Annotated in this window: 24 protein-coding genes; 16 read left to right on the plus strand and 8 right to left on the minus strand. The window is 74.4% G+C overall.

Going from position 1 to position 26,727, the window contains the following annotated elements:
• Positions 1–237: 237 nt before the first annotated feature.
• The 3 genes from AC2TEW_RS03875 to AC2TEW_RS03885 all read right to left on the minus strand — a co-directional run bounded on the left by AC2TEW_RS03875 (position 238) and on the right by AC2TEW_RS03885 (position 2,238).
• Complete coding sequence (locus tag AC2TEW_RS03875; protein WP_484621844.1) at positions 238–1,101, minus strand: tetratricopeptide repeat protein; 864 nt, start codon at positions 1,099–1,101, stop codon at positions 238–240.
• A 101-nt stretch (positions 1,102–1,202) separates the two neighbouring features.
• Positions 1,203–1,517: a hypothetical protein gene (locus AC2TEW_RS03880; protein ID WP_484621845.1), complete on the minus strand. Its 315-nt coding sequence runs from the start codon at positions 1,515–1,517 to the stop codon at positions 1,203–1,205.
• 4 nt (positions 1,518–1,521) lie between these two features.
• On the minus strand, positions 1,522–2,238 hold the full coding sequence (locus AC2TEW_RS03885; RefSeq protein ID WP_484621846.1) for a DUF1275 family protein: 717 nt from the start codon (positions 2,236–2,238) through the stop codon (positions 1,522–1,524).
• Between the two features lie 333 nt (positions 2,239–2,571).
• Between AC2TEW_RS03885 and AC2TEW_RS03890 the strand changes: the two genes are divergently transcribed.
• The gene (locus AC2TEW_RS03890) at positions 2,572–3,306 is read left to right on the plus strand and encodes a hypothetical protein (RefSeq protein WP_484621847.1); all 735 of its coding nucleotides are present in this window, start codon (positions 2,572–2,574) and stop codon (positions 3,304–3,306) included.
• A 20-nt stretch (positions 3,307–3,326) separates the two neighbouring features.
• On the opposite strand, the gene AC2TEW_RS03895 is transcribed toward AC2TEW_RS03890, so the two are convergent.
• A complete protein-coding gene (locus AC2TEW_RS03895) occupies positions 3,327–4,091 on the minus strand; it encodes a VOC family protein (RefSeq protein WP_484621848.1) in 765 nt (254 codons plus the stop codon).
• Between the two features lie 186 nt (positions 4,092–4,277).
• On the opposite strand from AC2TEW_RS03895, the gene AC2TEW_RS03900 reads away from it, so the two are divergent.
• The 3 genes from AC2TEW_RS03900 to AC2TEW_RS03910 all read left to right on the plus strand — a co-directional run bounded on the left by AC2TEW_RS03900 (position 4,278) and on the right by AC2TEW_RS03910 (position 7,041).
• The gene (locus AC2TEW_RS03900) at positions 4,278–4,856 is read left to right on the plus strand and encodes a TetR/AcrR family transcriptional regulator (protein WP_484621849.1); all 579 of its coding nucleotides are present in this window, start codon (positions 4,278–4,280) and stop codon (positions 4,854–4,856) included.
• Between the two features lie 183 nt (positions 4,857–5,039).
• The gene (locus AC2TEW_RS03905) at positions 5,040–5,921 is read left to right on the plus strand and encodes an SDR family NAD(P)-dependent oxidoreductase (RefSeq protein WP_484621850.1); all 882 of its coding nucleotides are present in this window, start codon (positions 5,040–5,042) and stop codon (positions 5,919–5,921) included.
• Between the two features lie 238 nt (positions 5,922–6,159).
• Positions 6,160–7,041, plus strand: coding sequence for a hypothetical protein (locus AC2TEW_RS03910; RefSeq protein WP_484621851.1), 882 nt, complete (start codon positions 6,160–6,162; stop codon positions 7,039–7,041).
• Between the two features lie 40 nt (positions 7,042–7,081).
• Here AC2TEW_RS03910 and AC2TEW_RS03915 read toward each other — a convergent pair whose 3' ends face one another.
• From AC2TEW_RS03915 to AC2TEW_RS03925, 3 genes are all read right to left on the minus strand, one after another.
• On the minus strand, positions 7,082–8,002 hold the full coding sequence (locus AC2TEW_RS03915) for an RNA polymerase sigma-70 factor (RefSeq protein ID WP_484621852.1): 921 nt from the start codon (positions 8,000–8,002) through the stop codon (positions 7,082–7,084).
• Positions 7,999–9,234 carry an NAD(P)/FAD-dependent oxidoreductase gene (locus AC2TEW_RS03920; RefSeq protein ID WP_484621853.1) on the minus strand — a complete coding sequence of 412 codons (1,236 nt, stop codon included), beginning with the start codon at positions 9,232–9,234 and terminating at the stop codon, positions 7,999–8,001. The genes AC2TEW_RS03915 and AC2TEW_RS03920 overlap by 4 nt, the downstream gene beginning before the upstream one ends.
• 132 nt (positions 9,235–9,366) lie before the next feature.
• Positions 9,367–10,278 (minus strand): LysR family transcriptional regulator, encoded by a 912-nt coding sequence (locus AC2TEW_RS03925; RefSeq protein ID WP_484621854.1) that lies wholly within the window; start codon positions 10,276–10,278, stop codon positions 9,367–9,369.
• A 102-nt stretch (positions 10,279–10,380) separates the two neighbouring features.
• Between AC2TEW_RS03925 and AC2TEW_RS03930 the strand changes: the two genes are divergently transcribed.
• Positions 10,381–11,271 (plus strand): Rossmann-fold NAD(P)-binding domain-containing protein, encoded by an 891-nt coding sequence (locus AC2TEW_RS03930; RefSeq protein WP_484621855.1) that lies wholly within the window; start codon positions 10,381–10,383, stop codon positions 11,269–11,271.
• 70 nt (positions 11,272–11,341) lie between these two features.
• Here AC2TEW_RS03930 and AC2TEW_RS03935 read toward each other — a convergent pair whose 3' ends face one another.
• The gene (locus AC2TEW_RS03935; RefSeq protein WP_484621856.1) at positions 11,342–13,483 is read right to left on the minus strand and encodes an alpha-galactosidase; all 2,142 of its coding nucleotides are present in this window, start codon (positions 13,481–13,483) and stop codon (positions 11,342–11,344) included.
• A 374-nt stretch (positions 13,484–13,857) separates the two neighbouring features.
• Between AC2TEW_RS03935 and AC2TEW_RS03940 the strand changes: the two genes are divergently transcribed.
• The 11 genes from AC2TEW_RS03940 to AC2TEW_RS03990 all read left to right on the plus strand — a co-directional run bounded on the left by AC2TEW_RS03940 (position 13,858) and on the right by AC2TEW_RS03990 (position 26,727).
• Positions 13,858–15,321, plus strand: coding sequence for an APC family permease (locus AC2TEW_RS03940; RefSeq protein ID WP_484621857.1), 1,464 nt, complete (start codon positions 13,858–13,860; stop codon positions 15,319–15,321).
• Between the two features lie 149 nt (positions 15,322–15,470).
• Positions 15,471–16,865: a KamA family radical SAM protein gene (locus AC2TEW_RS03945; protein ID WP_484621858.1), complete on the plus strand. Its 1,395-nt coding sequence runs from the start codon at positions 15,471–15,473 to the stop codon at positions 16,863–16,865.
• Entirely contained in the window at positions 16,862–18,175 is a 1,314-nt protein-coding gene (locus tag AC2TEW_RS03950) for a phenylacetate--CoA ligase family protein (protein ID WP_484621859.1), read from the plus strand. Before AC2TEW_RS03945 ends, AC2TEW_RS03950 begins: the two co-directional genes overlap by 4 nt.
• Complete coding sequence (locus AC2TEW_RS03955) at positions 18,172–19,905, plus strand: prenyltransferase/squalene oxidase repeat-containing protein (protein WP_484621860.1); 1,734 nt, start codon at positions 18,172–18,174, stop codon at positions 19,903–19,905. The genes AC2TEW_RS03950 and AC2TEW_RS03955 overlap by 4 nt, the downstream gene beginning before the upstream one ends.
• Before the next feature lie 28 nt (positions 19,906–19,933).
• Entirely contained in the window at positions 19,934–20,332 is a 399-nt protein-coding gene (locus AC2TEW_RS03960) for a hypothetical protein (RefSeq protein WP_484621861.1), read from the plus strand.
• Entirely contained in the window at positions 20,329–20,628 is a 300-nt protein-coding gene (locus AC2TEW_RS03965) for an acyl carrier protein (protein ID WP_484621862.1), read from the plus strand. The genes AC2TEW_RS03960 and AC2TEW_RS03965 overlap by 4 nt, the downstream gene beginning before the upstream one ends.
• The gene (locus AC2TEW_RS03970; RefSeq protein ID WP_484621863.1) at positions 20,625–21,584 is read left to right on the plus strand and encodes an acyl-CoA synthetase family protein; all 960 of its coding nucleotides are present in this window, start codon (positions 20,625–20,627) and stop codon (positions 21,582–21,584) included. The genes AC2TEW_RS03965 and AC2TEW_RS03970 overlap by 4 nt, the downstream gene beginning before the upstream one ends.
• On the plus strand, positions 21,581–22,768 hold the full coding sequence (locus AC2TEW_RS03975; protein ID WP_484621864.1) for a phenylacetate--CoA ligase family protein: 1,188 nt from the start codon (positions 21,581–21,583) through the stop codon (positions 22,766–22,768). The genes AC2TEW_RS03970 and AC2TEW_RS03975 overlap by 4 nt, the downstream gene beginning before the upstream one ends.
• Positions 22,768–24,117 (plus strand): amidase, encoded by a 1,350-nt coding sequence (locus AC2TEW_RS03980; RefSeq protein ID WP_484621865.1) that lies wholly within the window; start codon positions 22,768–22,770, stop codon positions 24,115–24,117. The genes AC2TEW_RS03975 and AC2TEW_RS03980 overlap by 1 nt, the downstream gene beginning before the upstream one ends.
• A complete protein-coding gene (locus AC2TEW_RS03985; protein ID WP_484621866.1) occupies positions 24,114–25,436 on the plus strand; it encodes an ATP-grasp domain-containing protein in 1,323 nt (440 codons plus the stop codon). Before AC2TEW_RS03980 ends, AC2TEW_RS03985 begins: the two co-directional genes overlap by 4 nt.
• On the plus strand, positions 25,429–26,727 hold the full coding sequence (locus AC2TEW_RS03990; protein WP_484621867.1) for an MFS transporter: 1,299 nt from the start codon (positions 25,429–25,431) through the stop codon (positions 26,725–26,727). The genes AC2TEW_RS03985 and AC2TEW_RS03990 overlap by 8 nt, the downstream gene beginning before the upstream one ends.

Raw genomic sequence — 26,727 nt, forward strand, 5'->3', positions numbered from 1 at the left:
GCCGACTACCCGTGGGCTCTTCCGCCCTGCGACGTCCACCGGGCGCCGAGGCCCACCACGACCGCCGCCCTGAGGCCGGAGACCGGCACGCTGCCGCCGAACGCTCGGCCGGCTCCACCACTGCCTGCAGAAGCACATCCCGTTTGGCGAAGCCCTGGCCTTCCGCGCCCGGCTCATTGCTGCTGCCAGACGTGCCAGACGTGGTGGCGGCACAGCGCGGGCGGCGTCTCGACCTTGTCATTCGCGTGAGCGGCTTCTGGCGAGCGTCGCGATCACGGCCTTCGCCTCGGTGGGCCGGTTCGCGAGTCGGCCCGCCTCAAGGATCGCCTCAGCCGTCATCCGTTCGCCGATCTGGTGCGCTCGGTGGACTGCATCGACGTTCAACTTTGCGGCCAGCACCAGGAGCCACCGCATGGCCTGCACAAGATCGGGAGCGGTCCCGATGCCGTCCCGGTACCAGTCGGCCGCGACATCGGCCGCACCGTCGTGCTCACGCTCGGCCGCCCGGACGTACCAGCTCAGGGCTTCTTCGGTGCGGTTGTCGGCGGCCAGTTCGTCGCCCAGCAGCGCGGCTGCCGGGAGGATGTCGCTGTCGGCGGCCTGGGTGAGCAAACGGATGTATTCACCGCGATTGGCGCCTCGGGCGCCCTCACGCAGGACGGCTGCGGCGTTGAACGCCCCGTAGCCGTCTCCCTTGTCGGCCGCCGCCCGGAACAGCTCCAAGGCACGGCTCTGGTCCTTCTCCACGCCCTGACCGTTGATCAGCATGAAGCCGTACGTCCGAAGGCCGGCGGCGTGGCCGGCCGCGGCCGAGGCTTCGGCATAACCGACCGCCATGGGAAGGGCGGCCTCGGTGAAGTAGTCCATCAGGATGCCCGCCATCAGCGCCTGAGCATCAGGGTCTCCCGCATCCGCGAGCGGTCTGATGCGCGGCGCCGCCACCCGGCTGACCGCGTTCGCACCGTCCAGGCTTCCCAGCTTCGCCGCCTCGAGCCAGGCGAGCCCGGCAGCCAGCCACCGTCCCGCGTCGGCCTCCTCCCGGCCGGCAACGAGGAACTCCTCAATCCGCGCCGACCGGGGCGCAGGTCCGGCGGAGGTCACAATCGGCTCCCGGGTGGTGCGAGTTGGCGATCCGCCGATTCAAGCAGAAGACCCTTCTCTCCAAGTCGGCGGCCCCTTCCGCAGGCCCGACCGAACCGCCGTCAGGCCAGGGAACGGACGAACCCATCACACAACCTGTTCGGCAAGGCCTGCCATGTGACGCTGCGGCTCGACACGTTGGCATCGGGAGGTGTCTTCTCGCTGCGGCTGCGGCTGCGGCTGCGGCTGCGGGCGCGCTCGGTGCGTCGGGCGGGCAGGAGGTCGGGGCGGCGGGCGTTGGCGTTGTCACGTGGACCAAGGCGCTGTTCCGGCGCGCGGCTGTGGAAGTACGCCGCATCGTGGGAGCGCTTGTAGATCGCAGCCAGCCGGTTCGGACGGCCCGCGAAACCGCAAACCCGGTGAACCTGTGCGGTCACAGCGCTAGGACGTCGGCGGAGTGGCGGGCGTCGTACGGGGAGGCGGGCCGTCGGTGGGGTCGAACACCGTCAGGGCGGCCGACACGAGCAGGGCCGGCAGCAGGGGGGCGGCCGGGTGGAGCCAGCGGAAGGCGGCGCCGGCGGCTGCCGCGCCGGTGATGAACTGGCCGACCACGGCGAGGTTGCCCGCGAGGAGGCGCCCCCGGCCGACGAACTCGGCGATGGTCGAGGTGAGCAGGCCGGTCAGGAAGGCGGTCGGGGAGCCGCCGCCCGCGGTGGCGCGGACGCCGGCGTTCTGGCAGCCCATCGCCGCCGCCGTGAGGACCAGCAGCGTCGTGCGGCGGGCGGCGTCGGGGTCGCCGTCGGAGATCAGCCAGCCCGCGACCACGAGCCAGAGCAGTACGGCCTCGAGGAGCAGCCCCCGCCTGCCGGAACCGGGGAGGCGGCCCCGGCCCGCCGCCAGCAGGGTGCCGACGGCGGCCCCGAACACGTAACCCAGCAGCGTCGCGCCGACCGAGCGGGCCGCGCCGAAGTGCGCGGTGCCCACGTACACGCCCAGCAGGGCGGAGTTCGCGGTGACCACGCTGGTGAACACGCCGCCCAGGGCGAGGAAGCCGAAGGCGTTCGCGGCTCCCGCGGCGAGCACCAGCAGGCAGCGCGTCACGGCGGCCCGCCGCCCGGGCGGGTGACCGCGCGGCCGGCGCTCCGCAGCGGTCCTCATGGCGTTCCGGGGCCGGGCTGCGGCGCGGTGCCCGGCCGGCCGGGGCCACCGCCGTCGGCCGTCGCCCCCGCCGGAAGGAACCTCGGTGTCGCAGCCATGGTGTCCGGCCCTCCGCCGTGTCAGGTGAGGTACCAGAGATACCGGGCCGCCCGGGGCGGCGGCCGCAGCGCGCCGGTCGGGGCCGGGAACGCCACTCGTTGAGCCGGTCCGGCGTTGTCGAAGGTCGATCAAAAGTCTGAGCTTCCCTTGAGGCACACGACCCTCGCATGCTACTTGACTGATCATCACAAGGCATTCGCACAAGGGGGATTCGTTCACACCATGTCCACACCCATGACCCGTCGCATCGCCACCACCGTCGTCGCCGGCCTGGCCGCCGCTGCACTTCTGGGAACCGGAACCGCGAACGCGTCGATCATCTCGAGGGACGCCCTGCGGATCGCGGGCTACGAGAACACGCTCAGGAGCAGCACCGAGCCCGGCGCGGCCGAGACGCTCCAGCAGTTCGACGCGCTCTCCCGCGAGCAGCAGGTCAAGTACCTCGACCACACCGAGGACCCCGACAACCTCAAGGCCCTGCTGGAGGAGGTCGCCGACGCCCCTGCGCCCGGCACCGGCGTCCACCGGCTGCTGAACCTCAAGGGCGGCGACGTCCAGCTCGAGACCGACGGCGACGCCAAGTTCACGCCGGACCCGGACGCCGCCGACGGTGACGCGGTTGCGGCGGGCGGCAGGCTGAGCAAGGGCTGGTGGGAGACCACCTACACGGTGAAGCAGAAGATCTTCGGTGTCACCGTCACCAAGTTCAGCCTGTGGGTGGACTACTACACCAACGGATCGCGGATCACCAAGGTCGACCACGCCGACTGTGCCAAGCGGAACTTCAACGCCGCCGTCTCCATCAGCCACAGCGTCCCGAAGGCGTCGCTGTACGGCGGCGAGGCCAACGGCGAGGTGATCTGGGAGGGGTCGATCATCTACCGGGGCTTCGGCATCGAGATCGACAAGCGCCACCACGTCACCGCCAACGCCTACGGCTTCAAGAGCGGTTACCTCAAGAACGTCTGATCCGCCCCGGCCCGCAGGCGTCAGCGGGGGAGCAGCAGGCAGAACTCGCGGCCGTCCGGATCGGCCATCGCCACCCGGCCGGCCAGGGCCCGGCCGCCGACGCCCGGGCCGCCGACGCCCGGGCCGCCGTCGAGCAGGGTCGCGCCGAGGCCGGTGAGGCGGGCGACCTCCGCCTGCGGGTCGGCGTCGGCGGGGACGGCGAGGTCGAAGTGCAGGCGGCTGCGCCCGGCCTTCGGCATCAGGGGCGGGCCGCCCCAGGTGAGCTTCGGGCCGCCGAGCGGCGAGCGGATCGCGGTCTCCTGGTCCTGGTCCCAGACCAGCGGCCAGCCGAGCGCCCGGTTCCAGAAGTACCCGACCTCCTGCGAACCGTCGCAGGCGAGCGCGCCGAGGAATCCGCACCCGGCGAGGAACTTGTTGCCCGGCGCGATGACGCAGAACTCGTTGCCCTCGGGGTCGGCGAGCACCACGTGTCCCTCCTCCGGGCGCTGGCCGACGTCGGTGTGCCGGGCGCCGAGCCGCAGCGCCCGGTCCACGACCGCCTGCTGGTCGTCCGCGGAGGTGCTGGTCAGGTCGAAGTGCATGTGGTTCTGGACGGTCTTGGGCTCCTCGGACGGGAGGAAGCGGAGCGGGAACCCGGTGTCGTCGTCCGGCAGGACCGTGAGACCGCCGGCGGGGCCGCCGGGGGAGTCGCCGGTCAGCTCGCGGCCCAGCAGGTCGGACCAGAAGCGGGCGAGGCGGAGCGGGTCGTTCGCGTCGAAGCAGAGTGCGTGGAGGTGCGACGTCATCCCCGGACATCTCCGATCACAGGGGCAGTTGGGCAGGTACTGACTAGCGCCCGCGGGTGCTCGCTGGAGCCTGCCGAGGCGGCGTCACGCCGTCAACCGATTAACGGTTCCGTGGTGGCCCGCGGGACGGCGTGGCGGCGGGTGCCCGGCTCGGGGGACCGCCCGGCGGGCCCGTATGCTGGGCGGGTGACACCGAGATCCGAGCAGGGGCCAGTGCTGCGCGCGGACGCGGCCCGCAACCGGGCGCTGGTGTTGCGCATCGCCCGCGAGCAGCTGGCCGCCGGTGACGACTCGCTCCAGCTGAACGCCATCGCCAGGCTCGCCGGCGTCGGGGTCGGCACCGTGTACCGGCACTTCCCCAACCGCCACGCGCTGCTGGAGGCGCTGTCCGCCGAGCGGTTCCAGGAACTGGTCCTGGAGGCCCGGGCGGCCGCGGCCGACGAGGACGCGTTCGCGGGGCTGGGCCGCCTCCTGCGGTTCACGCTGTCCCGTGCGCTGGCGGACACCGGCTTCGCCGCCGTGCTCGAATCCGCCAACGACGCCGAGGCGCACACCTCGGCGATGAAGGCCGAACTCGACGACGCGGTGGCCCTCCTGCTCGACCGGGCCCGGCTGACCGGTGTGATCCGGCCCGGCCTGCGGGCGGGCGACGTACGCCGGCTGCTGTGCGGCATCGAGCACGCGGTCCGCTCCGGCGACGACGACTCCGCCCGGGCCGACGTCTACCTCGACGTCCTGCTCGAAGGCCTGCGCCCCCCTCGCTGAACCCCCGCCGGCCCGTCCTCGCCGAACCCTCCTGGCCGAGCGCCTCCCCGTCGAAGTCCGCCGTGTGCGGCGCCGGGGGCGGCTGCGGCAGTTAAACGGATAGGTATCCGATTGTGCTAGCGTGCTGCCATCGAAACGGATTCGTATCCGCTTTCTGTGGATGCGGCGAAGAAGGGCGGGGCCATGGAACAACGAGCGGTCATCACGGCGGGAACCGGCGGCATCGGACTGGAGACCGCCGTCGCGCTGGCCGAGCGCGGCCTCGCCGTCACCGTGGTCGGCCGGGACGCCGGGCGCGGCGCCCGCGCGCTCGAACGGATCGCGGCCACCGCCACCGGCGCCGAACCCCGCTTCCTGGCCGCCGACCTCGCCTCGCTCGCCGAGGTCCGGGCCCTCGCCAGCCGGCTCGCCGCCGAGGGTCCGCTGAAGGTCCTCATCAACAACGTCGGCGCGATGTTCGCCGATCGGCAGCGGACCGTCGACGGCATCGAGGCGACCTTCGCCGTCAACCACCTCTCGCCGTACCTGCTGACCGAACTGCTGCTGGACCGGCTCCGGGCCGGCGGACCCAGCCGGATCGTCAACGTCAGCTCCGGCGCGATCCGGGTCGCCAAGCGCACCTTCGACGCCGTCGAACCGCCCGGCGGCTACTACGGCTTCCACTGGTACGGCCGCGCCAAGCTCGCCAACCTCGCGTACACCCTCGACCTGGCCGAGCGCCTGCGCGGCACCGGGGTCACGGTCTTCGCGGCCGACCCCGGCGGTGCCGCGACCGACATGACCAACGGCACCATGACCTCACCCAGGATCGTCTCCCCGGGGCTGCGCCTGCTGTGGCCCCTGGTCCGGCGGACCTTCGAACGGTCCACCGCCGGCCCCGCGTCCGCCGCGGCCCGGCCGTCGGTCTTCGCCGCCACCGACCCGTCCCTCGACGGCCGGACCGGCCTGCTCATCGGCCCCGACGTCCGGCCCGTCCCCGCCTTCCGCGGCAGCACGGACCGCCGGACGGTCGACGACGTACTGAGGCTCAGCCGCGAACTGGCGCCCGTCCCGGCCACCGCGTGACCGCCCGAGCGGCCCCGGCCTCCGTACGGCGGTGTCCGGGCGGGCCGCTGCCGCTCCCGGTACGGTGCATGCCGTGACTGCGGAGACCGGAGCGGGGACGGAAGCCGGGACGGCTACGGGAGCTGATGCGGGGACGGCTACGGGGAAGGAAGCGGGGACGGATGCAAGCGGGTGGGAGTCGCGGCACCGGGCCGCGTACGGGTGCGGGGCGTGGGAACGGGCCTGCGCCCAGGGCGCGGTGCTGACCGCCTGGTACGGGCAGCAGGACCCGCTGGGCGGCGCCGCCACCCGACAGGGGCTGTCCGCCGGGCGCGGATCCCGGCCGAAGTGGCCCTGGGGGAGCGGCCCGCACACCGTCGCCCTGGTGCTGTGGCAGACCGCGTGCGAGGCCGGGATCCTGGTCGACCAGGTCCCGCTGGCCGACGCCGTCCGCCGCTGCGGTCCCGGATCCGGCCCGCCGGCGGCCGGCCCGCTGCCCGACGCCGGCCTCGGCGGCGGTGTGGGCTTCGGCAGCCCGGAGTCGGTCGCGGCGGTCGGGCCGGTCCTGCGGGCCCACCTCACGGCCGACCTCCCACACCCGCGCCCCGCCGGGACGCGGCTGACGCTCGGCCACCGGGTCCGCGAACTGCGGGCGACACCCGACTGGGACGGCGGCGACTGGCCGGCCGCCCTCGCCCGGGCCCGCCGGGCCATGCAGCGGGCGGAGGACCTGCGGGACCGGGGCATCCGGCACCCCACCGCCGCCGAACGGGACTGCTGCGGACGGCTCCGGCTGGACCGCGCACCGGCCCGCGGAACCGCGACCTGGCGGGCGCGGGCCGCGTACCTGGTCGACCTCGCCACCCGGCTGTCCGCCGCCGCCGACGCCCTGCCGGGTGAGGGCGACGGCGAGCCCGGCCCGGCGGCCCAGGTCCTCGGGGCCGTGGCCGGTGCGTGCGCCCTGCTGTCCACCGCCCTCGAGGAGGTCCAGCACCTGTGGGCCGCCGAGCCGCAGGAACCGGCCGACCCGGCCGGCTGGGAACTGCTGCACGTACCGGGCCCGCTGCTCACCCAGACCGAGGAGACGGAGGACCTGGTCCGCGCGGCCTCCGTCTTCCTCTGGCTCCTCGCCTGCGGCTGAGGGACCTCGCCGACCCGCCGCGGCCGGCCCGGGACCTGTCCTAGCGGGTCCCGAGCCGGTGGGCGGTGCCCGCGGCGACGGCCCGGAGCTTGTCCGGGTTGGCGACGTTGTGGATGGTGGTGATGCGGCCCTCGGCGTCGAAGTCGAAGGTCACGGTCGCGACCACCCGGCCGCCGCCGCTGAACAGGATCCCGGGGCCGCCGTTGAGCTCGACCAGGACGGCGTCCATGTCGGCGGGCTCGATGCCCTGGTAGGTGACGGTGCCGATGGCGGCGAACCAGGCCGCCACCGTGGCCGCCCCCACGACCGGGCGCATCGCCTGGCGGACCTTGCCGCCGCCGTCGGTCCACAGCGTGACGTCCGGGGACAGCACCTCCAGCAGGGCGTTGACGTCCCCGCCGGTCGAGGCGGCGAAGAACCGTTCGGTGACCGCGCGTTGGCGTCCCCGGTCGGCGGTGAAACGCGGTCGGCGCGCCCGGACGTGCGCACGCGCGCGGTGCGCCGCCTGCCGGACCGAGGCCTCGGACCGCTCCACCGCCTCGGCGATCTCCGCGTGCCGGAAGCCGAAGACCTCGTTGAGCACGAACACCGCCCGCTCCAGCGGGCTCAGCGTCTCCAGCACCACCAGCATCGCCATCGACACCGACTCGGCGTCCACGGCCGCGTCGGCCGCGTCCCCGCCGGTCAGCACCGGCTCCGGCAGCCACGGCCCCACGTAGGTCTCCCGCTGGTGGCGGGTGGAGCGCAGCCGCTCCAGCGCCAGGTTCGACACGATCCGGGCCAGGTACGCCTTGGGGTCGGCCACCTGCGACCGGTCGGCGGCCGACCACTTGATCCAGGCGTCCTGGACGGCGTCCTCGGCATCGGCCGCGGTGCCGAGGATGCGGTAGGCCACCGAGAACAGCAGTGCGCGGTGCTGGAGGAACACCTGCTGGCCGGGGTCGGCGGACGGCCCGGTCACCGCTGCCGCCCGATCCGGGTGAAGCGGCCGCCGCGCGGCCAGAGCGCGCCCGAGGCGGGCATCTTCCTCATCCGGCCGTACGTCGGCCACGGTGCAGCAGTCACCACCTCTTTGTACCAAGCCGCCCGACGGCCAGTCAGATGGACCCGGCGCGGGCTGTCGTCGGGCCGGGTGAACTGGACGACGGCGTCGTGCCGCCCGAGGCTCACCGGCGTGTGGTAGTACCCGAAACGGAACGGCCGGGGCCGCCGGCCCGCCAGCTCGCGCAGGACCGACACCGCCGCGTGCACCCCGGTCGGCATGCCGCCCTGGCAGGTGCCGTGCAGGACGCCGTACCGCTGGCGGACGGCCGCCGCGTCGCCCACCGCGTACACCTCCGGATGGGACACCGACCGCAGCGCCTCGTCGGTGACGATCCGGCCGCGCTCGTCGACGCTCAGCCCGGCGGCCGCCGCCAGCGGCGACACCCGGGTACCGCTGGTCCACAGGACCGCGTCGGCGGGCACGCTCTCGCCGCCGGCCAGCCCGACCGCGCCGGGCAGCACCTTCACCACCTCGACCCCGCTGCGCGCCCGCACGCCGAGGCGGACCAGCGCGGCCCGCAGGTACGCCCCGGCCTTCGGGTTCATGGCCGCGCCCGGCTCGGTCCGGCCCAGCAGCACGACCCGCAGGCCCGGGTACTGTTCGGCGATCTCCGCGGCCGACTCGATGCCGGTGAGGCCGGTGCCGACCACCACCACCGTGCCGCCGCCGTTCCCGCCGTGCTCACCGCTGCCGCCGTCGAGCTGCGCCAGCCGCCCGGCCAGCACCTCGGCGTCCTGGGCGCTGTTCAGCGTGTGGGCGTACTCGTCGGCGCCCGGTACCGGGATGGTGTCGGCGACCCCGCCCAGTCCGTACACCAGGGTGTCGTAGGGCAGGACGCGGTCGTCGTCGATCCGGACCGTCCTGGCGTCCGCGTCGACGGCCGTCACCCAGCCGCGTTCGAACCGTGCGCCGGTGCCGGCCAGCAGCTCCGGGATGCTCAGGCGGGCGAGCTGCTGCCCGGTGCCGGTCAGGTGCAGCCGCATCCGCTCGGTGAACCGTTCCTGCGCGTTCACCACCGTCACCTGCACGTCCGCCCGGCCCCGGGTCCTGGCCGCGAGCTGGACCGCCGCGGACATCCCCGCGTAGCCCGCGCCGAGGACCACCACCCGGTGCACGGTCTCGGTCCCCGTGGTGCGTCGCTCGTTCATCGTTCCGCCTTCCTCCGGCTGCTGCTGATGACCACGGGATGGAAGATGCGGTGCCGTTCGTGACATCCGGCCGATGTGACGCGCGCCACAGGACCGCGGGGGCCGGGGCCGGGGTGGGGAAGCGGCTCCGGATCAGGTCGCGGTGCGGTCGAGGATCCGGGCGGCCAGGTCCTCGGCGAGCCCGGCCGCCGGGCCGCGTCGGCGGCGGGAGAGGGCCAGCCCCAGCCGGCGGCACGGGCCCGGCCCGGCCAGGGGGAGGGCGACGAGTCCGGGGTGGCGGGTCAGGCCGAGTTCGGGGATCAGGGCGATTCCGGCGCCGGCCCGGACCAGTGACTGGGCGAAGTCGTAGTCCGTCGCGGTGCAGCAGATCTGCAGGTCGATGCCGGCCAGCTCGGCGTACCGGGTGACCTGGGCGGCCGAGGCCCGGCAGCCGAGGATCCAGCGCTGGTCGGCGAGTTCGGCCAGCGTCGGCGGTCGGGACCCGGCGGCGAGCGCGAGCGGGTGGCGGCGGGGCAGGACCACGTGGAGCGGGTCCGCGCCGAGTGGTGTCCAGTCCAGGCCGGACCGGTCGCCGGGCCGGGCGGGCGGCGGGCCGTCGAAGTGGTACGCGAGGGCGAGGTCGGCCCGGCCCTGGCGGACGGCGGGCAGGCTCTCCTCGGGCTCCGCCTCCAGGACGGTCAGCGCCACCTCGGGGTGGTCGGCGAGGAAGCCGGCCAGTGCGGCGGGCAGCAGGCGGCGGCCGGCGCTGGCGAAGGTGGCGACGGTGAGCGAGGTCCGCTCGGCGGTCAGCCGGTCCAGGCGCTGCTGGGTGTCGGCGAGTTCGGCGGCGATCGCGTCCGCGGCCTCGACCAGCAGCCGGCCCGCGTCGGTGAGCGTCACGCCGCGGGTGGACCGTTCGACCGCAGGAACGCCGAGGCTGCGCTCCAGCGCGGCGATCTGCTGCGAGACGGCCGACGGCGTGCAGTGCAGCTCCTGCGCCGCCCGGTTGAAGCTGCCGTGCCGGGCGACCTCGCGCAGCACGGCCAGCCGCTGGACGTCGATCAACAGTTCTCCTTGGGATGGGGCGCGGAGATCGACACTACTGCTGTGGACCGGCCGGGCGCAGACTGATCACCGACGGCGCCGGGACGGGAACGAGGTTGTGAGATGGATGTGTGCGTGATCGGCGGGAGCCGCCACTTCGGGCGGAGGCTGATCGGGGACCTGCGGGACTCGGGGGCGGCCGTGACCGTCGTCAACCGGGGCTCGTCGCCCGCGCCGCACGGTGTGACCCGGCTGATCGCCGACCGCGACGACGAGGCGGCGCTGCGCGCGGCGCTCGCGGGCCGGTCCTTCGACGCGGTCGTCGACCAGGTCTGCTACTCGCCGCACCAGGCCGCCATCGCCGCCCGGGTCTTCGCCGGCCGCACCCGGCGCTATGTGCTGACCTCCACGGTCGAGGTCTACGCCGGGCCCGGCCGGCCTGCCGCGGCGCCGCTCCCCGAGTCGGCCGTGGATCCGGCCGCCTGGCCGGTGGATCTGCAACTGCCCTGGGCGGACGAGCGGTTCCGGGCGGCCCACTATGCCGAGGGCAAGCGCCAGGCGGAGGCGCTGCTCGCCCGGCAGGCGCCGTTCGAGGTGGCCGCCGTCCGCACCGCGCACGTCCTCGGCGGTGCCGACTTCACCGGGCGCCTGGCCCACTACGTCGGGCGGATCGAGCGCGGCCTGCCGGTGGTGGTGCACGCCGAGCCGCAGCCCGCGTCCTTCGTCCACGAGCCGGAGATCGCCCGCTTCCTGGCCTGGGCGGCCGCGGCGGACTTCACCGGACCGGTCAACGCGGCCTCCCACGGCACGCTGGACGCCCGCGCGTTGGCCGCCGCGGTGGGGCAGGTGGTCGGTGCGGAGCCGGTGCTGGCCGTCGGGGCGGGGGAGGAGGTCTCGCCGTTCTCCTTCGACACCTGCTATCCGATGGACACCGGCCGTGCGACCCGCCTGGGCTTCCGGTTCTCGTCGGTCCCCGACTGGCTGCCCCAGGTCATCGAGGAGGCCCGGAGGTGAGGAGGCCCGGCGACGCGTCGCCCGGGACCACCGGGGGACGGGCCGCCGGGCCCGGCTGCGGCTGCGGCTGTCAGGACACCGCGGTCCAGGACTGGCCCGGGGCGGCCGTGTTGGCGGTGTTGGTCACCACCCGTGACCCGGCGCCGGAGCCGCTGGTGTCGAGCACCAGGCCGGTCGCGACGTTGGTGATGGTCAGTGCGCCGGTGGTGGTGGACCGGACGACCCGCCACTCCTGCCAGGGGTTGCCCGGCGAGTAGTCGAGCAGGTAGGCGCTGTTGCCCGGCGCGGTGCCCGCGGCGAGCACGGTGTGCACATGGGTGCCGGTGTAGCAGTTGTCGCTGATCCGCACGGTGCCGTCCGGGTTGGCGGTGAAGGTCCACATCTCGGAGGTGTGGGTCGGCCACCAGGTGTTGACGTCCGCCGCCGAGCCCACGGGGGAGCTGCAGGTGCCCTCCACCTCCAGGACCTGTCCGCCGGTGCCGCCGGCGGACAGCGCGTGGTAGCGGCCGTCACCGACCAGCTCGGACGGGACGGTGGCGGGCAGCGGGGACAGCCGGTACAGCGCGGCGCCGTGCGGCGGCAGGTACGCACTCAGGGTGCCGCCGCCCGCGGTGGTCACGTCGGCGCCCGCGCCGGTCCACAGCTCCTTCGCCGAGTAGCCGGGGCCGCCCGCGCCGATCGCGGACAGGCTGGTGGAGACCGTCCGCGCGGCGCCGCCGTCCTGGTTGAGCAGCAGGACTGCGAGGTCGCCGCCGGCCAGCTGGCGCCTGAGCACCACCGGGTCGGTGGCGCGGTTCGGCGGGGCGCCGACCAGGGTGGCGGGCCTGCCGAGCGGGTCCTGGTCGACCGCGATGACGTCGCGGTTCTTGTACACCGTGAGGGCGGAGTCCGAGATGCCGGTGGACCAGGTGTAGCCGTCCCGGTTCTGCACCGTCTGGGCGGCGGTGCGCAGGTCGGCGCCGGAGATCAGCGGTGACGCCATCATCGACAGCACCGACATCTCGGTGCGGGACTCGTCGTCGGTGAAGGGCTTGTGGCAGACGCAGGTGTCGGCGGGCGTGCCCCACAGCGCGTAGGCGTACTTCCAGCCGGTGAACATCATGTCCATGTCGTTCCAGCTGCCCGGGCGCACATTGGCCGGGTAGTCCAGCGCGGTGCGCAGCTGGCCGTTGTACAGGACGCCGTCGATCTCGCTGTCGCGGTCGCCGCCGATCCGGCAGAGGTTGGCGACCTGCCCGCACCACACCCCGGTCGGGGCGTATCCCGGCGCCTGGAAGGCGGGGGTGCCGGCGGCCAGGATCACCGGGTCGGTGCGGGCCGGGTCGTCGGCGGCCAGCAGGTACGGCACCCCGGAGTGCACGGGCTGCGCGGAGACGCTCAGCGTCACCCGCGGGCGCCCCTGGGCGGCGGACGCGGCGTCGAGCTCGCGCTGGAAGGTCTGCACCCGGGCGTACATCGAGCGGGTCAGCTCCTTGCCCTCGCCCTGGGTCCAGTAGTTGTGGCCGTCGGGGCCGATGATCTGCGGGCCGTAGGGGCAGTCGTCGTACTTGACGTAGTCGACGCCCCAGGCGACGAAGTCGGCGGCGTCGGTGCTCTCGTGGCCGAGGCTGCCGGGGTGGCCCTGGCAGGTGGTGTAGGTGTCGGTGCTGTAGAGCCCGAACTTCATGCCCTTGGCGTGGGCGTACCGGGCCAGGTACTCGATGCCGTTGACGGTCCGTCCGTCGACGGTGCGGGACGGGAAGTTGCGCGGGTCGGGGATCAGGTGGCCGGTGGTCGGGTCGAGGCCGCCGCCGTCGGTGCCGCTGACCGGGTTGCCGGCGGCGTCGTAGAGCTGCATCGAGCCGTCGGGGTGGCGGACCAGGTCGGTGCTCTGCCCGGTGCGGTGCATCAGTGACCAGCCGTCGTCGATGGTGACGGTGTCGTAGCCGGCCGCGGCCAGGCCGTTGGCGGCCATGAAGTCGATGGTCTGCTCGACCTGCTGCTGGTCGACCTGGGTGCCGAGGGCGTTCCAGGAGTTCCAGCCCATCGGCGGGGTGAGGGCGGTGCCGTTGGCCAGGGCAGGGGCGAGGGCGGGGGACGCGGCCGGGGCCGGCGGTGCGGCCTGGGCGGACGCGCCGGAGGTGACGGCGAGACAGGGGGCGGCCAGCGCCAGCGTCAGGAGGACGCTTCTCAGGGCGTTGGTCCGGCGCCGTACCGGGGGTGCAGAGGGCATGCGGGCACTCCGGGGAGGTGGGGGAGGGCGGGGCGACAGAAACCAACAGGAGGTCGCCTGGCCGCTTGCGTGCTCCGGTGTCGGTCGGATTGCTTGCGGGACAACGCTCCTGACGGAGGCTTGCTGGGTGGAGTGTAATTGCACATGCGACATGACAATAGGGGTCGCGCTGAATTCTGTGCGGTCCTGCTGGATTGTGTTTGCTTGCCTCGTGCGGTCTCGCGGCCGTCCGGCGGTGGCGGACGCGGCCGTCCGGGTCATCGCCGCGCGTGCCGGGCCCGGCCGGCCGGGGTGTCGGCGGCCCGGGGAGCAGACTGGCGGTGGCCTGCACCGCGCCGGGGCGGGGCGGAGCGGCGGCGGAAGGGGTGTCCGGGGTGGCGGAGGCTTCGACGGGCGGGCCGCAGGCCGCCGGCGCCGAGGGGTCGGCGTACCGGCAGGAGTTGAGGCGCTCGCTCGGCTCCTTCCAGGTCTTCGCGATCTCGTTCGCGTTCATCTCGGTGGCGGTCGGCATCTTCGCGACCTACGACGAGGTGCTGCAGACGGCCGGGCCGGTCGGGATCTGGCTGTGGATCGTCGCGGCGGTGGGGCAGACCCTGGTGGCCCTGGTGGTGGCGCAGTTCGCGGCCCGCATCCCGCTCAGCGGCTCCTCCTACCAGTGGGCGTCGCGGCTCGGCAGTCCCAGGGTCGGCTGGTGGTTCGGCTGGCTGACGTTCTGCTACCTGGCGATCGCCGTGGTGGCGATCGACAACGCGCTGGCGAGCCAGGCCCTGATGCCGCTGGCCGGCCTCGCGGCGGACGAGGACACCGCGCGCCTGATCACGCTGGCGGTGCTGCTGGTCCAGGCCGTGGTCGCGATCGCCTCGACCCGGCTGGTCAGCTGGATCAACTCGGCCGCGGTGGGGCTGGAACTGACGCTGGTCGTGGTCGTCGCGGTCGCGCTGGTGGTCGTCGTGCTGGTGACCGGGGACGGCTCGCCCGGCAACCTGGTCTCCCGCGGTGTGGCCGCCGGCTCCCCGGACTACTTCGCCGTCGGCGGCGGGCTGATGCTGTCGATGATCATGGGACTGGCCACCCTGGTCGGGTTCGACTCCGCCGCCAACCTGGCCGAGGAGGCGAAGGACCCGTTCCGCAGCGTCCCGCGGGCGATCGTCGGATCGGTGGTGGCGGCCGGGATCCTCGGCCTGCTGTTCCTGATCACGCTGACCGTCGCCATCGACGACCTGCCCCGGATCAGCACCGACGGCTCCCCGGTGGCCGCGATCATGCACGCCCGGCTCGGACCGGTGGCGGAGAAGACGCTGCTGGTCGCCGTCTCGTTCGCGTTCTTCGGCGCCGGGACCGTGGTGATGGTCGCCTGCTCGCGGCTGATCTTCGCGATGTCACGCGACGCGCGGTTCCCCGCCCACCGCTGGATGCGGCGGGTCGACCCCCGCACCCGGACCCCGGTCCCGGCCACCCTGCTGATCCTCGCGCTCGGTGTGGTCCTGATGGTCGCGCTGCCGGGCGCGGCGCTGCTGCAGCTGATCACCTCGTCGACGATCCTGCCGGCGCTGATCTACGGTGCGACGATCGTGCTCTACCTGGCCGTGCGCGGACGCCTGGACCGCCGGGCGGGCGCCTTCGACCTCGGGCGCCTCGAACTGCCGGTCGCCGTCAGCGCCCTGATGTGGACGCTGATCGCGCTCTTCGTGCTGGTGACCCCCGAGGACGCGCTGACCTCGGTGGTGATCGTGGCCGGACTGCTCCTGCTGGGCGGCCTGTTCTTCCTCGGCATGCTCGCCGCGGGCGGCCGGGCGCTGGAGGCGCTGCCCGAGGACGACGGCCCGGCCGCGCCCTGACCCCGGGCGCTGCCGGTGGCCCGCAGGCGGCCCGATCCAGCGCCGTTCCAGCACCGATGTAGCACCGATGCAGCGGGAATGCAGCCGGGATGCACCGCGGGTGCGGCGGCGATGCAGGACGGATGTTCGAGCGTTCGAGGCTGGGCGCCGTGACGACGACGACCCCCGCCGGGAACTCGACCGTGCTGTACGAGTACCGGCGCAGAGAGCTGATCGAGCCGGACTGGCGGCGGTTCCCGCTGTGGAGCCAGGTCACCGCCGAGGAGTGGCGCGACCCGCAGTGGCAGCGCGCGCACTGCGTCAAGAACGTGCGGCAGCTGCGGGAGGCGCTCGGCCCGGGCGCGGGCGAGACGTTCTACCAGGACGTCGCCCGCGACCAGGAGCAGTTCGCGACCATGTCGCTGCTGCTGCCCCCGCACGTGATCAACACCATGAGCCCGCAGGGCCCGCCCACCCCCGACGCCCTGTACGCCGACCCGGTGCGGCGCTACATGCTCCCGGCCGCCTCCGACCGCGACCCCGAGTGGCCCAGCCACCCGGTCGCCAGCCGGGACTCGCTGCACGAGGCCGACATGTGGGTGGCCGAGGGCCTGACCCACCGCTACCCCACCAAGGTGCTGGCCGAAGTGGTCGCCACCTGCCCGCAGTACTGCGGCCACTGCACCCGGATGGACCTGGTCGGCCCGGCCACCCCCGCCACCCCCAAGTACCGGTTCGCGCTCAAGCCCGGCGACCGCCTCGACCGGATCGTCGAGTACCTGCGGGCCACCCCGGCCGTCCGCGACGTGGTGGTCTCCGGCGGCGACACCGCCAACCTGCCCTGGCCCCGGCTGGAGGCCTTCCTGCTGCGGCTGCTCGACATCGAGAACATCCGCGACATCCGGATCGCCACCAAGGCCCTGGTCGGCCTGCCGCAGCACTGGCTGGCCGACGACGTCCGGGCCGGGATGGCCAGGGTCGCCGCGCTCGCCTTCCGCCGCGGCGTCAGCATCGCCGTGCACACCCACGCCAACGCCGCCCAGCAGGTCACCGCCTCGGTCCAGGAGGCCGCCCGGGCGATGCTGGAGGCGGGCGTCCGCGACGTCCGCAACCAGGGCGTCCTGCTGCGCGGCGTCAACGACAGCGCGCCCGCCCTGCTCGACCTGTGCTTCGCCCTCCTCGACGGCGGCGGCATCACCCCGTACTACTTCTACCTCTGCGACATCATCCCCAACAGCGAGCACTGGCGGACCTCGCTCGCCGAGGCGCAGCGCCTCCAGGACGCCATCATGGGCTACCTGCCGGGCTTCGCCACCCCCCGGCTGGTCTGCGACGTCCCGTACGCCGGCAAGCGCTGGGTGCACCAGGTCGAACGCTACGACCGCGAGCTGGGGATCTCGTACTGGCGCAAGCACTTCCTGACCCTGCTGGACGCCGACGACCCGCAGGCGCTGGAACGGCTCCACGAGTACCACGACCCCATGCACAGCCTCCCGGAGTCCGGCCGGGAGCACTGGCGCAGCCGGTTCGACCCCGTCCTCTCGGTATTGGAGCGCAGCTCATGATGCTGTTCAACGACCCCGCCGCCGCAGCCGCCTTCACCGCGGCACACGGCCGGCTCCAGGAACTGGAGGCCGGCGCCTTCGCGCCCGAGCTGGTCCGCGAGGTGCAGCGGGAGAAGCTGGCGCTGCTGTGGGACCGCGCCGCCGAGGCGCCCTACTACCGGGACGCCCCCGGCGTCGCCGCCCGCGACCTGGACGCGGTCGAGCCGACCGCCAAGGACCGGCTGAAGGCCGGCCCCGCCGACTTCGAGCGCCCCGGCCTCGAACGGGTCGTCAAGTACTACGAGAGCTCCGGCTCCTCCGGCACCCCGACCCCCACCCCGCGCCTCGCCGAGGACATTATCCACAACGTGGTCGGCGTCGCCCCGCTGTGGCGGCGGGCGCTGGGCGCCGACCCGCGCCGGGTCGCCGTCCTGCTGCCCTCGGACATCGTCCCGGTCGCCGACTTCGTCGCCGGGGTCTGCGAGTACCTCGGGCACGCCGCGCTGCGCTGCTACCCGTTCACCACCGGGATGTGCGACTTCGACCGGCTGGAGCGGCTGTTCGCCGGCTACCGGCCCGAGGTGCTGTTCGCCGCCCCCGGCGTGCTCACCCAGTGGACCCGGGTGCTCAAGAGCCGCGGCGCGCTCGCCGACGTCCGCGCCCGGGTACGGACCGTGATGCTGCTCGGCGAGGTCTCGCTGCCCGCCCAGCGCGCCAAACTGGCCGCCGACTGGCAGGCCGAGGTGTTCGACGCCTCGTACGGCTCCACCGAGACCGGCACCATCGCCGCGACCTGCGAACGCGACCGGCTGCACCTGCTCCCGCACGGCCACATCCTCGAACTGCGGGACGGCGACAAGCTGGTCCCGGCCGAGCCCGGCGCCACCGGCGAACTGGTCGACACCCCGCTCAACAACTTCGCCCGCCCGCTGCTGCGCCTCGCCACCGGCGACGTCGCCGACATCGCGGCCGAACCCTGCCCCTGCGGCCTGGCCCTGCCGACCGTGCACATCCACGGCCGCAGCTCCGACCGGGTCGAAATCGGCGGCACCACCGTCGACGAACGCCTGATCGGCTCGATCGTCTACCAGGACCACCGGGTCACCGGCTACCTGATCCAGGTCCAGGCCCCCGCCGCCCGGCTGGTCCTGGAACGCGACGTCGACGTGGAGGACCCGGACGACGCGCTGGCCGCCGACGCGCGCGAACGGTTCGCCGGCACCGGCATCCACTGGGACGACGTGCTGGTGGTCAGCCAGCTGCCCGCCGTCACCAAGGCCGGCGGCAGCCAGAAGAACTGGAAGCGCACCAATGTGATGGTCGCCCGGTGAGCCCCGCCACCCCGCCCCCGCTGCTCGCCGACGGCGGCGCCCGGCAGGGCGAGGCCGACCTGTGGTGCAGCTACGCCGCCGTCCGCACCCTGCACTGGCTCGGCGAGAAACCCGCCCGGCCCGAGGACACCGTCGCCTTCCTGACCTCCCGGCAGAACGCCGACGGCGGCTTCGCCTGGCAGCGCGGCCTGCCCTCGGACGTCTGGGCCACCTACTACTGCGCCCAGGCCCTCGGCGACCTCGGCCACCCGCTGCCCGACCCCGCCCGGCTCGCCGACTGGCTGGCCGGCACCCGCACCGCCGACGGCGGCTTCGCCATGACCCCCGGCCAGGGCGCCGACATCTGGGCCGTCTACTACGCCACCCGGGTGCACCGCGAGGTCCTCGGCCAGCCGGTCCCCGCCACCGAGGCGCTCGGCCGCTGGCTCGCCGCCACCCAGCACCCCGACGGCGGCCTCGGCTGGAGCCCCGGCAGCCGCACCCCCGACGTCCGGGCCGGCTACTACGGCGCCCTCGCCTGGCGGGCCGCGGCCGGCGACGCAGCCGGCCCCTGGGACACCCCCGCGCTCACCGGCTGGCTCCAGGACCAGCAGGACGGCGGCGGCGGCTTCCGCTTCGGGCCCACCTCCCAGCCGTGCGCCTGGGCGGCGTTCCGGGCCGTCCGCGCCCTGGACGCGCTCGGGGCCGCCCCCCGCGACCCGGACGGGCTGCGCCGCTGGCTGGCGGAGCGCCGCCTGCCCGGCGGCGGCCACGAACGCTGGGCCGGCTACGGACGGGCCGACGTGTGGTCCGCGTTCAGCGTGGTCGGCGCCCTCCAGACGCTCGGCGACCCGATCGACCCGGACCACCGGGCCGAGATCGCCGACCAGGTCCGCGGCTGCCAGCTGCCCGGCTCCGGATTCACCTACACCGACCCCGGCCGGGCCGGCGACAGCCTCGCCACCGCCGCCGTCACCATCCTCACCGCGCTGCGGCCCGCCGGCGGCCCCGGCACCCCCGACAGCCTGGTGCGCTGGCTGCGCGGCGCCCACCTGCCGTACGAGGACGGCGTGATGTACATGCCCGGCCGGGGCGCCGAGGTGCGCTGCACGCTCTGGGCGGTGGAGGCGCTGGCCGCCGTCGGCGAGAGCCTGGACACCGACCGCCTCGGCCGCTGGGTGCACGGCCTGCAGAACACCGACGGCGGCTTCGGGTACTGGCTCGGCCGCGGCTCCGACCTGGTCTCCACCGTCAGCGCCGTCGAGGCGCTGGCCGCCGCCGGACTCGACCCCGCCGCCCGCACCGACGCCCCCGCGGTGCTGCGCTTCCTGGCGAGCTGCCGCCACCCGGACGGCTACGGCCAGGTCCCCGGCGCCGAACCCACCCTGGCCGCCACCGCGCAGGCCGCCCGGGTGCTCGACCTGCTCGGCGAGCACGGGCCCGCCCGCGACCTCGGCGCGGGCCTCGCCGACCGGGCCGGACCGCTCGGCGGCTTCGGCCCCACCGCCCGCGGCCTGCCCGACCTGCTCTCCACCTACCAGGCCGTGCTCACCCAGCGGGTGCTGGGCCTGCCCGTCGACCTGGACGGGCTGCGCCGCTTCCTGGCCAAGGTCAGGGTCGGCTCCGGCTTCGCCTGGAGCCCGCTCAGCCGCCAGCCGGCCGGCCTGCTCGCCGCCTGCCTCGGCGAGCAGCTCGCCGCGCTGGCCGCCAGCGACGCCGCCCCCGCCCGCCTGCTGCGGCTCAACCTCTGACCCCGACGACCCGAAGGGGAGTCCCACCGTGCCGACCACCAAGGTCGAGACCCCGCTGTCCGATCCGCTGTTCGAGCGGGAGGTCGCCAAGAGGCTGAGCTTCTGGTGGCGCCAGCAGGGCGTCGAACTCAACCACGTGCTGACCCGCTTCGCCGACCTGCCCGGCCACCGGGTCTTCAGCGGCCCGTTCCCGCTCGGCGGCGCCCCCGGCGAGGACCTCGCCACCAACCTGTTCGCCCTCGTCACCTGCGTGGTGTCGCAGGACCGCGACGCCGCCTTCCGGCGCAGCTACGCCCTCGCGGTCCGGGCCGCGCTGAGCACCCGGATCCCGGTCGACCGGATCTTCGTCTCGTTCGAACCGACCGACCCGGCCGACCACTTCACCCCGGGCACCGCCTGGGCCGAGCCCACCCAGGAGACCCAGTGAACGCCACCCCGGCCACCGCCGACACCCTGCGCGACCGCCTCCGGGAGGCCCTGGCCACCCTGCTGGGCCACCCGCTGGCCGCCGCCGACGACGAGGTCTCGCTCGCCGAGATCGTCCCCGAACGCTACGACAGCCTCGGCGTCCTGGACGCCGTCGGCCTGGTGGAGAAGGAGTTCGGCGTCACGGTCGACCTGGTCGTCGACGACCTGCGCTCCACCTTCTTCAGCGTCGCCAGCATCGCCGCCCTGATCGAACGCAAGCAACGGGACGCGGCCGTCCTCGGACTGCTCCCGTGACCGTCCGCCGGCCGGACGCACCGGTCGCGTTCGCCACCTCCGGCTCCACCGGACCCCCGCAGCAGTGGCTGCGCGACCCCGCCCAGATCGACGCCGAGGCACGCCTGCTGACCGCCCTGTGCGCCGACGGCGGCATCGACGGCGTCCTCAGCTACGCACCACCCCGGCACCTGTACGGGCACCTGATGGGCCTGGCCGTCCCCCGGCTGCTGGACGTGCCCTGCCTGCAGGCCGGCCTGACCGCGCCGCTGGCCGGGACCGCGACCCGCTGGCGCCGCCCGCTGGTCGCCGCGGTGCCCGCCGCGTTCGCCGTGCTCGCCCGCTGCCTGCCCGAACTGGCCCGCGCCGAGCGGATCGTGCTGGTGCACAGCAGCGCCGTACTGCCGGCCGGCGCCCGCGAGCTGGTCGCCGCGCTCGGCGAACGGGCCCGGCTGGTCGAGCTGTTCGGCTCCACCGAGACCGGACTGATCGCCACCCGCACCGGCGGCACGGGGGAGTGGACCCTCGCCGAGGACACCCGCTTCGCCGCGGAGCAGGCGCCGGACCGCCGCCCGGACGGCAGCCGGCTGCTGCGGGTGGCGAGCCCCCGGCTGGCCCGCCGCCCGGGCGAGGAGACCCCGGCTGCCGCCGCCACCGGCGACCTGGTGACCACCCCCGACGAACGGACCTTCCACTGGCACGGCCGGGCCGGCCGCCTGGTCAAGGTCAACGGCGTCCGGGTCGACCTCGACCACCTCGCCGCCCGCCTCGCCGAAGCCGTCCCCGGCGTCGCCCTCGCCTGCCGGGCCGAACCGGACCCGCTGCGCGGCGAATGGTTCTCGGTGCACGCCGCCACCGACGACCCCGGCCTGCTGGCCCGCCTCGCCGCCGCCGTCCGCGCGCTGCCCGCCGCCGAACAGCCCCGCGCCCTGCACCCGCTCCCCGCGCCCGCCCCACCCACCCGGGAGGTCCGATGAACGACACCGACGCCGCCCTGCGCACCCTGGCCCGCGCCGCCACCAGGTTCCCGCACTTCCGCGACAAGTACCGCGCGCTCGACCTGACCGGCGACTTCGACGTCACCGCGCTGCCCGAGATGACCCGCGAGGACGTCACCGCCGCCGCCGAACAGGCCGCCGCCCAGCGCCCCCGCCCCGCCTCCGCGTACCTGTTCACCAGCGGCGGCAGCACCGCCGAACCCAAGCTCGCCTGGATCCCCACCGAGATGCACCTCGGCGAACTCACCCGGCACTGGCAGCCGCTCGGCCCCACCGACGTCCTCGCCAACCTCGCCAGCCCCGGCCGGCTCTGGTCCGCGCACTACTGCTACAACCGGCTCGCCGAACTGGCCGGCGCCGACGTCATCGGCCTCGGCTACATCGCCGACGAGGAACTCGGCCAGTGGCTGGACTTCCTCACCCGGCACGGCACCACCGCCGTCGCCGGCACCCCCTCCCAGCTGCTGCGGATCCTGCGGTACTGCGAGCGCACCGGCCACCGGTTCGCGAGCACGCTGCGGGCCGGCATCTGGTTCGGCGAGCCCTGCGACCCCGCCCTGCCCGAACTGCGCGACCGCGTCGCCCCCGGCTTCGGCCTGTGGGGCAACTACGGCTCCACCGAGACCTGGGTGATCGGCCACAACGGACCCGACTGCCCGACCGACACCTTCCACCTGGTGCCCTACCAGCACGTCGAACTGGTCGACGGCGCCGTCCTGGTGACCACCCTGCACCCCGGCGCGGTGGCCCCCGTCATCCGCTACCGGATCGGCGACCGCGCCGAACCCGTCACCTGCCGCTGCGGCCGCACCGGCGACACCCTGCGGATCGCCGGACGGGAGAGCTCCCTGGTCAAGTTCGCCGGCACCCTGGTCAGCCCGCAGCAGCTGGTGCAGATCGCCAAGGAACTGCCGGGCGTGCACGCCGCCCAGATCGTCCTCACCGGCGCCGCCGGGATCGCCGAGCAGCTGGAGGTCAGGGTCGTCGCCGACGCCGCCGTCACCGACGAGAGCGTCCGCGCCCACCTGCTCGCCTCGCAGATCGACCTCGGATTCGCCCTGCGCGGCGACGACGAGGAGTTCCGGATCCGGCGCGCCGACCAGCTGAGCGCCAACCCGCGCACCGGCAAGACCCCGGACCTGCTCTGGGCGGCGGCCGGCTGATGCCCACCCAGGACCGACCGCTCACCGTCCCGCCCGACCTGCTGCTGCCGCTCGCCGAACGCCGCCGCCGCCTCGACGCCGGCGCCCTCGACCCCGCCGCCCACCGCGCCACCCTGCTCGACCACATCCGCCGCACCGACCCGCTGGTGCGCGCCTTCACCGACTGGCGGCCCGCCGACGCACCCCTCCCCGGGACCACCTCGGTCAGCTACAAGGACACCATCCACATCGCGGACCGCCCCACCCGGCTCGGCATCCGCAGCGGCTACCGCGAGTACCCCGCCCACTCCGCCGAGATCGCCACCCGCCTCGCCGCCCGCGGCCTGAGCTGCGTCGGCAAGGTCACCACCACCGAGTGCGCGCTCGGCACCACCAAACCCAGCAGCAACCCGCGCCACCCGCACGTGTCCACCGCCGGATCCTCCTGCGGCTCCGCCGTCGCCGTCGCCGCCGGCTTCTGCGACGTCTCGGTGGGCAGCGACTCCGGCGGCTCGCTGCGCTGGCCCGCGATCTACTGCGGCGTCACCGCCCTGCGCGCCACCCCCGACCCCGCCCTGCTGGCCGGCGTCCACGCCGTCTCGCCGAGCATGGAATCGGTCGGCCTGGTCACCCGCACCGCCGCCGACCTCGGCTGGCTCTGGCGCCACCACGCCCTCGCCGACTGCTTCGGCGTGGCGCCCGCCACCGCGCCCCGGCAGCTGCGGTACGCCGCCGCCGCACCCCCCGGCGAAGCCCTGCACCCGCAGGTCGCCGCCCTGCTGGACGCCGTCCACCGGGTCCTCGCCGACCACGGCCACCGGCCCGTCGCCCCCGACAACCTGGACACCGTCTGGGCGCTGCGCGCCCCCGCCGGCGAACTCCTCGCCCGCGAGGCCCACGACAGCTACGCCCCCGTCCTCGACGCCCCCGGCGTCACCGTCGGCCCCGACACCCTGGCCGCCATCCGCCGCGGCGCCACCACCGACGACACCCGCCACGCCGCCCTCAAGGACGGCCAGGACCGGGCCGAGAAGCAGCTCACCGAGCTGCTCACCGAGCAACTCGACATCCTGGTGCTGCCGCTGGAGGCCGGCCTGCCCGACCTGGCCGGCCCGCCCGCGCCCGGCACCCGCACCGCCAGCACCCTCGACGGCACCGCCCCCGGCGGCGGCGAACTCACCCTGATCGCCAACTACGCCCGGCTGCCGGTCCTGGCCATCCCGCTCGCCCTCAGCGAGCAGGACTCCCCGCTCGGCGTCCAGGTGCTGGCCGCCCCCGGCCACGACGACCTGCTGGTCACCGTCGCCGAAACCCTCGAAGACCTGGCCGGGGCGATCGCCCACACGATGAGACGGACGGCACACGCATGACGACAACACCGACCGAGACCGGCACCGTGGTCCTGCTCGGCGCGATGCTGGGCGGCCGCTACCCCGAACTGGTCCCCGCCGCCCGGCGCCGCGGCCTGACCGTGCTCGGCATCGACGCCGACACCCCCCGCGCCCGCCGCTTCGACCAGGCCCGCCGCGAGCAGCCCGACCACCCGCTGGCCGGCCTCGCCGAACTGGCCTGGCTCCCCGGCGAGCGCCACGAGGAGATCGTCCAGCAGATCCTCGACTGGCAGGCCGCCGGACACACCATCCGCGCCGTCGTCCCGTTCGGCGAGGACTACGTCGAGGCCACCGCCGTCGTCGCCGACCTGCTCGGCCTGCCCGCCCCCGGCCTGCGGGCCGGCCGGGTCTGCCGCAACAAACTGCTCCAGCGCCGCTACCTCGCCGACTGGAGCCCGCGCTCCGTCCTGCTGCCGCCCGCCGAACGCGAGCAACGCGCCGCCGCCTGGACCCACTACCCGGCCGTCGTCAAACCGCTCGACGGCCAGGCCAGCTCCGGCGTCGAACGGGTCGACGACCCCGCCGCGCTCGCCGCCGTCCTCGCCGACCGCGACACCGCCGAACCGCTGCTGGTCGAGGAACTCGCCCACGGCCACGAGGTCTCCGTCGAATCCCTGGTCCAGCACGGCGAACCGGTCTTCGCCGCCGTCACCGGCAAGCGCACCAACGAAGGCGAGGACGGCGCCGCCCGCTGGTTCGTCGAACTCGGCCACACCGTCCCCGACCCCGACCTGGACGACGCCACCCGCGCCGCCCTGCTCGAGGCCAACGCCGCCGTCCTGCGCCGCCTCGACTTCCGCGACGGCATCGCCCACGCCGAGTACCGGATCGCCCCCGACGGCACCGTCCGGCTGATGGAGATCGCCGCCCGGGCCGGCGGCGACAACATCCTCACCCTCTACCACCTGGCCACCGGCGCCCCCCTCGAGGAGGCGATGCTCACCGTCGCCCTCGGCGAGCCCACCCGCTACCCCGAACCGCGCCGCTACGTCCGCCAGGTCTACCCCGAGCACACCCCCGGCGTGCTGCGCGACATCACCGCCCCCGGCCTGGACACCGAGGTCAGCTGGCTCGCCGACCGCTGGATGTGGCCTGCCGTCAAACCCCTCGACGACGAGCCCGGCACCGTCCACATGATCGTCGCCGGCCGCTCCCGCGGCGACGAACTCGCCGCCATCCGCGCCTCCTCCGACCGCTCCGCGATGTACGTCATCGACGCCCCCACCCCCGCCGAACTCGACGCCCTGCAGGCCCGCGTCGACGCCGCCCTGACCGTGGAGGTCGAACCCCGTGGCTGACTCCCGCGCCCAGACCCTGCGCGGCCTGGTCCGCGAACGCCTCGACCCGCTGCGCCCGCCCGGCTACCGCCGGATCGCCGCCGCCATGCTGGTCACCAACGTCGGCAACGGCATGCAGTTCATCGCCAACTGCCTGCTGGTGCTCCAGATGACCGACAGCCCCCGGGCGGTCGCCCTGGTGCTGCTCACCGCGGCCATCCCCGGCGTCTTCTTCGGCCCGCTGATCGGCGTGGCGATCGACAAGTTCGAACGGCGCTGGGTGTTCGTCTGCGCCGACGTGGTCTCCGTCCTCACCCTCGCCACCACCGTCACCCTCCAGGCCACCGGCCACCTGAGGACCTGGCACGTGTTCGTGATGGTCTTCGTGCTCGGCCTCACCGAGTCCACCGCCGTACCCACCGGCACCACCATGGTCCGCGAGATCGTCCCGGTCCAGAAGCTGCTCGCCGCCAACGCCACCACCGGCGTCGCCGTCCAGATCGGCAACGTCATCGGCACCGCCGTCGGCGGCTTCCTGATCTCCGCCTCCTCGGTCACCTGGGTGCTCGGCATCAACCTGGTGTCGTTCACCGTCTCCGCGCTGTTCGTCTCCGGCGTCAAGGGCACCCGCACCATCACCCAGGACGGCGGCGACGGCTGGCGCGAGACCGTCCGCCGGGCCGCCGCCGGCTTCACCTACCTGCGCACCCACCCGGCGACCCTGCCCTCGTACACCATGCTGCTGGTGCTGTTCGCCGTGCTGTACATGATGAACACCCTGGTCGCGCCGTACGCCGAGAACGTGCTCGAGGTCGGCGCCGACGGCCTCGGCTTCATCGACGCGATGTTCGCCGTCGGCGCCATCCTCGGCGGACTCGCCCTGCCGCTGCTGACCGCCCGCTTCAACCGCGACCGGCTCGCCTGCTACGGCCTGATCGGCATGGGCCTGACCCTGATCCTGCTCTGGCAGGCCGACGGACTCGCCCAGCCGATGGTCTTCTACGCCCTGGCCGGCATCAACTTCCAGGCGTTCTACATCTTCCGCACCCGGGTCCAGGAACAGGTCCCGGTCGACATCCAGGGCCGGGTGATGGCCCTGCTGATCACCACCGTCGGGATCTGCCGGATGGGCGTGTACATCGTCCTCGCCGCCTTCGTCTCCACCCTGACGCTCCGGCTGATCTACCTGTGCTGCGGCCTGGCCGTGCTGGTCCTCGGCATCGTGATGACCACCAGCACCATCGTCCGGCGGGTCGAGTCCCGCCCCCCGGAGAACGAACCCGAACTCGCCCCCGCCGGAACCGGAAGGTAA

The sequence above is a fragment of the Kitasatospora sp. NEAU-CNBT7 genome (assembly GCF_057220535.1).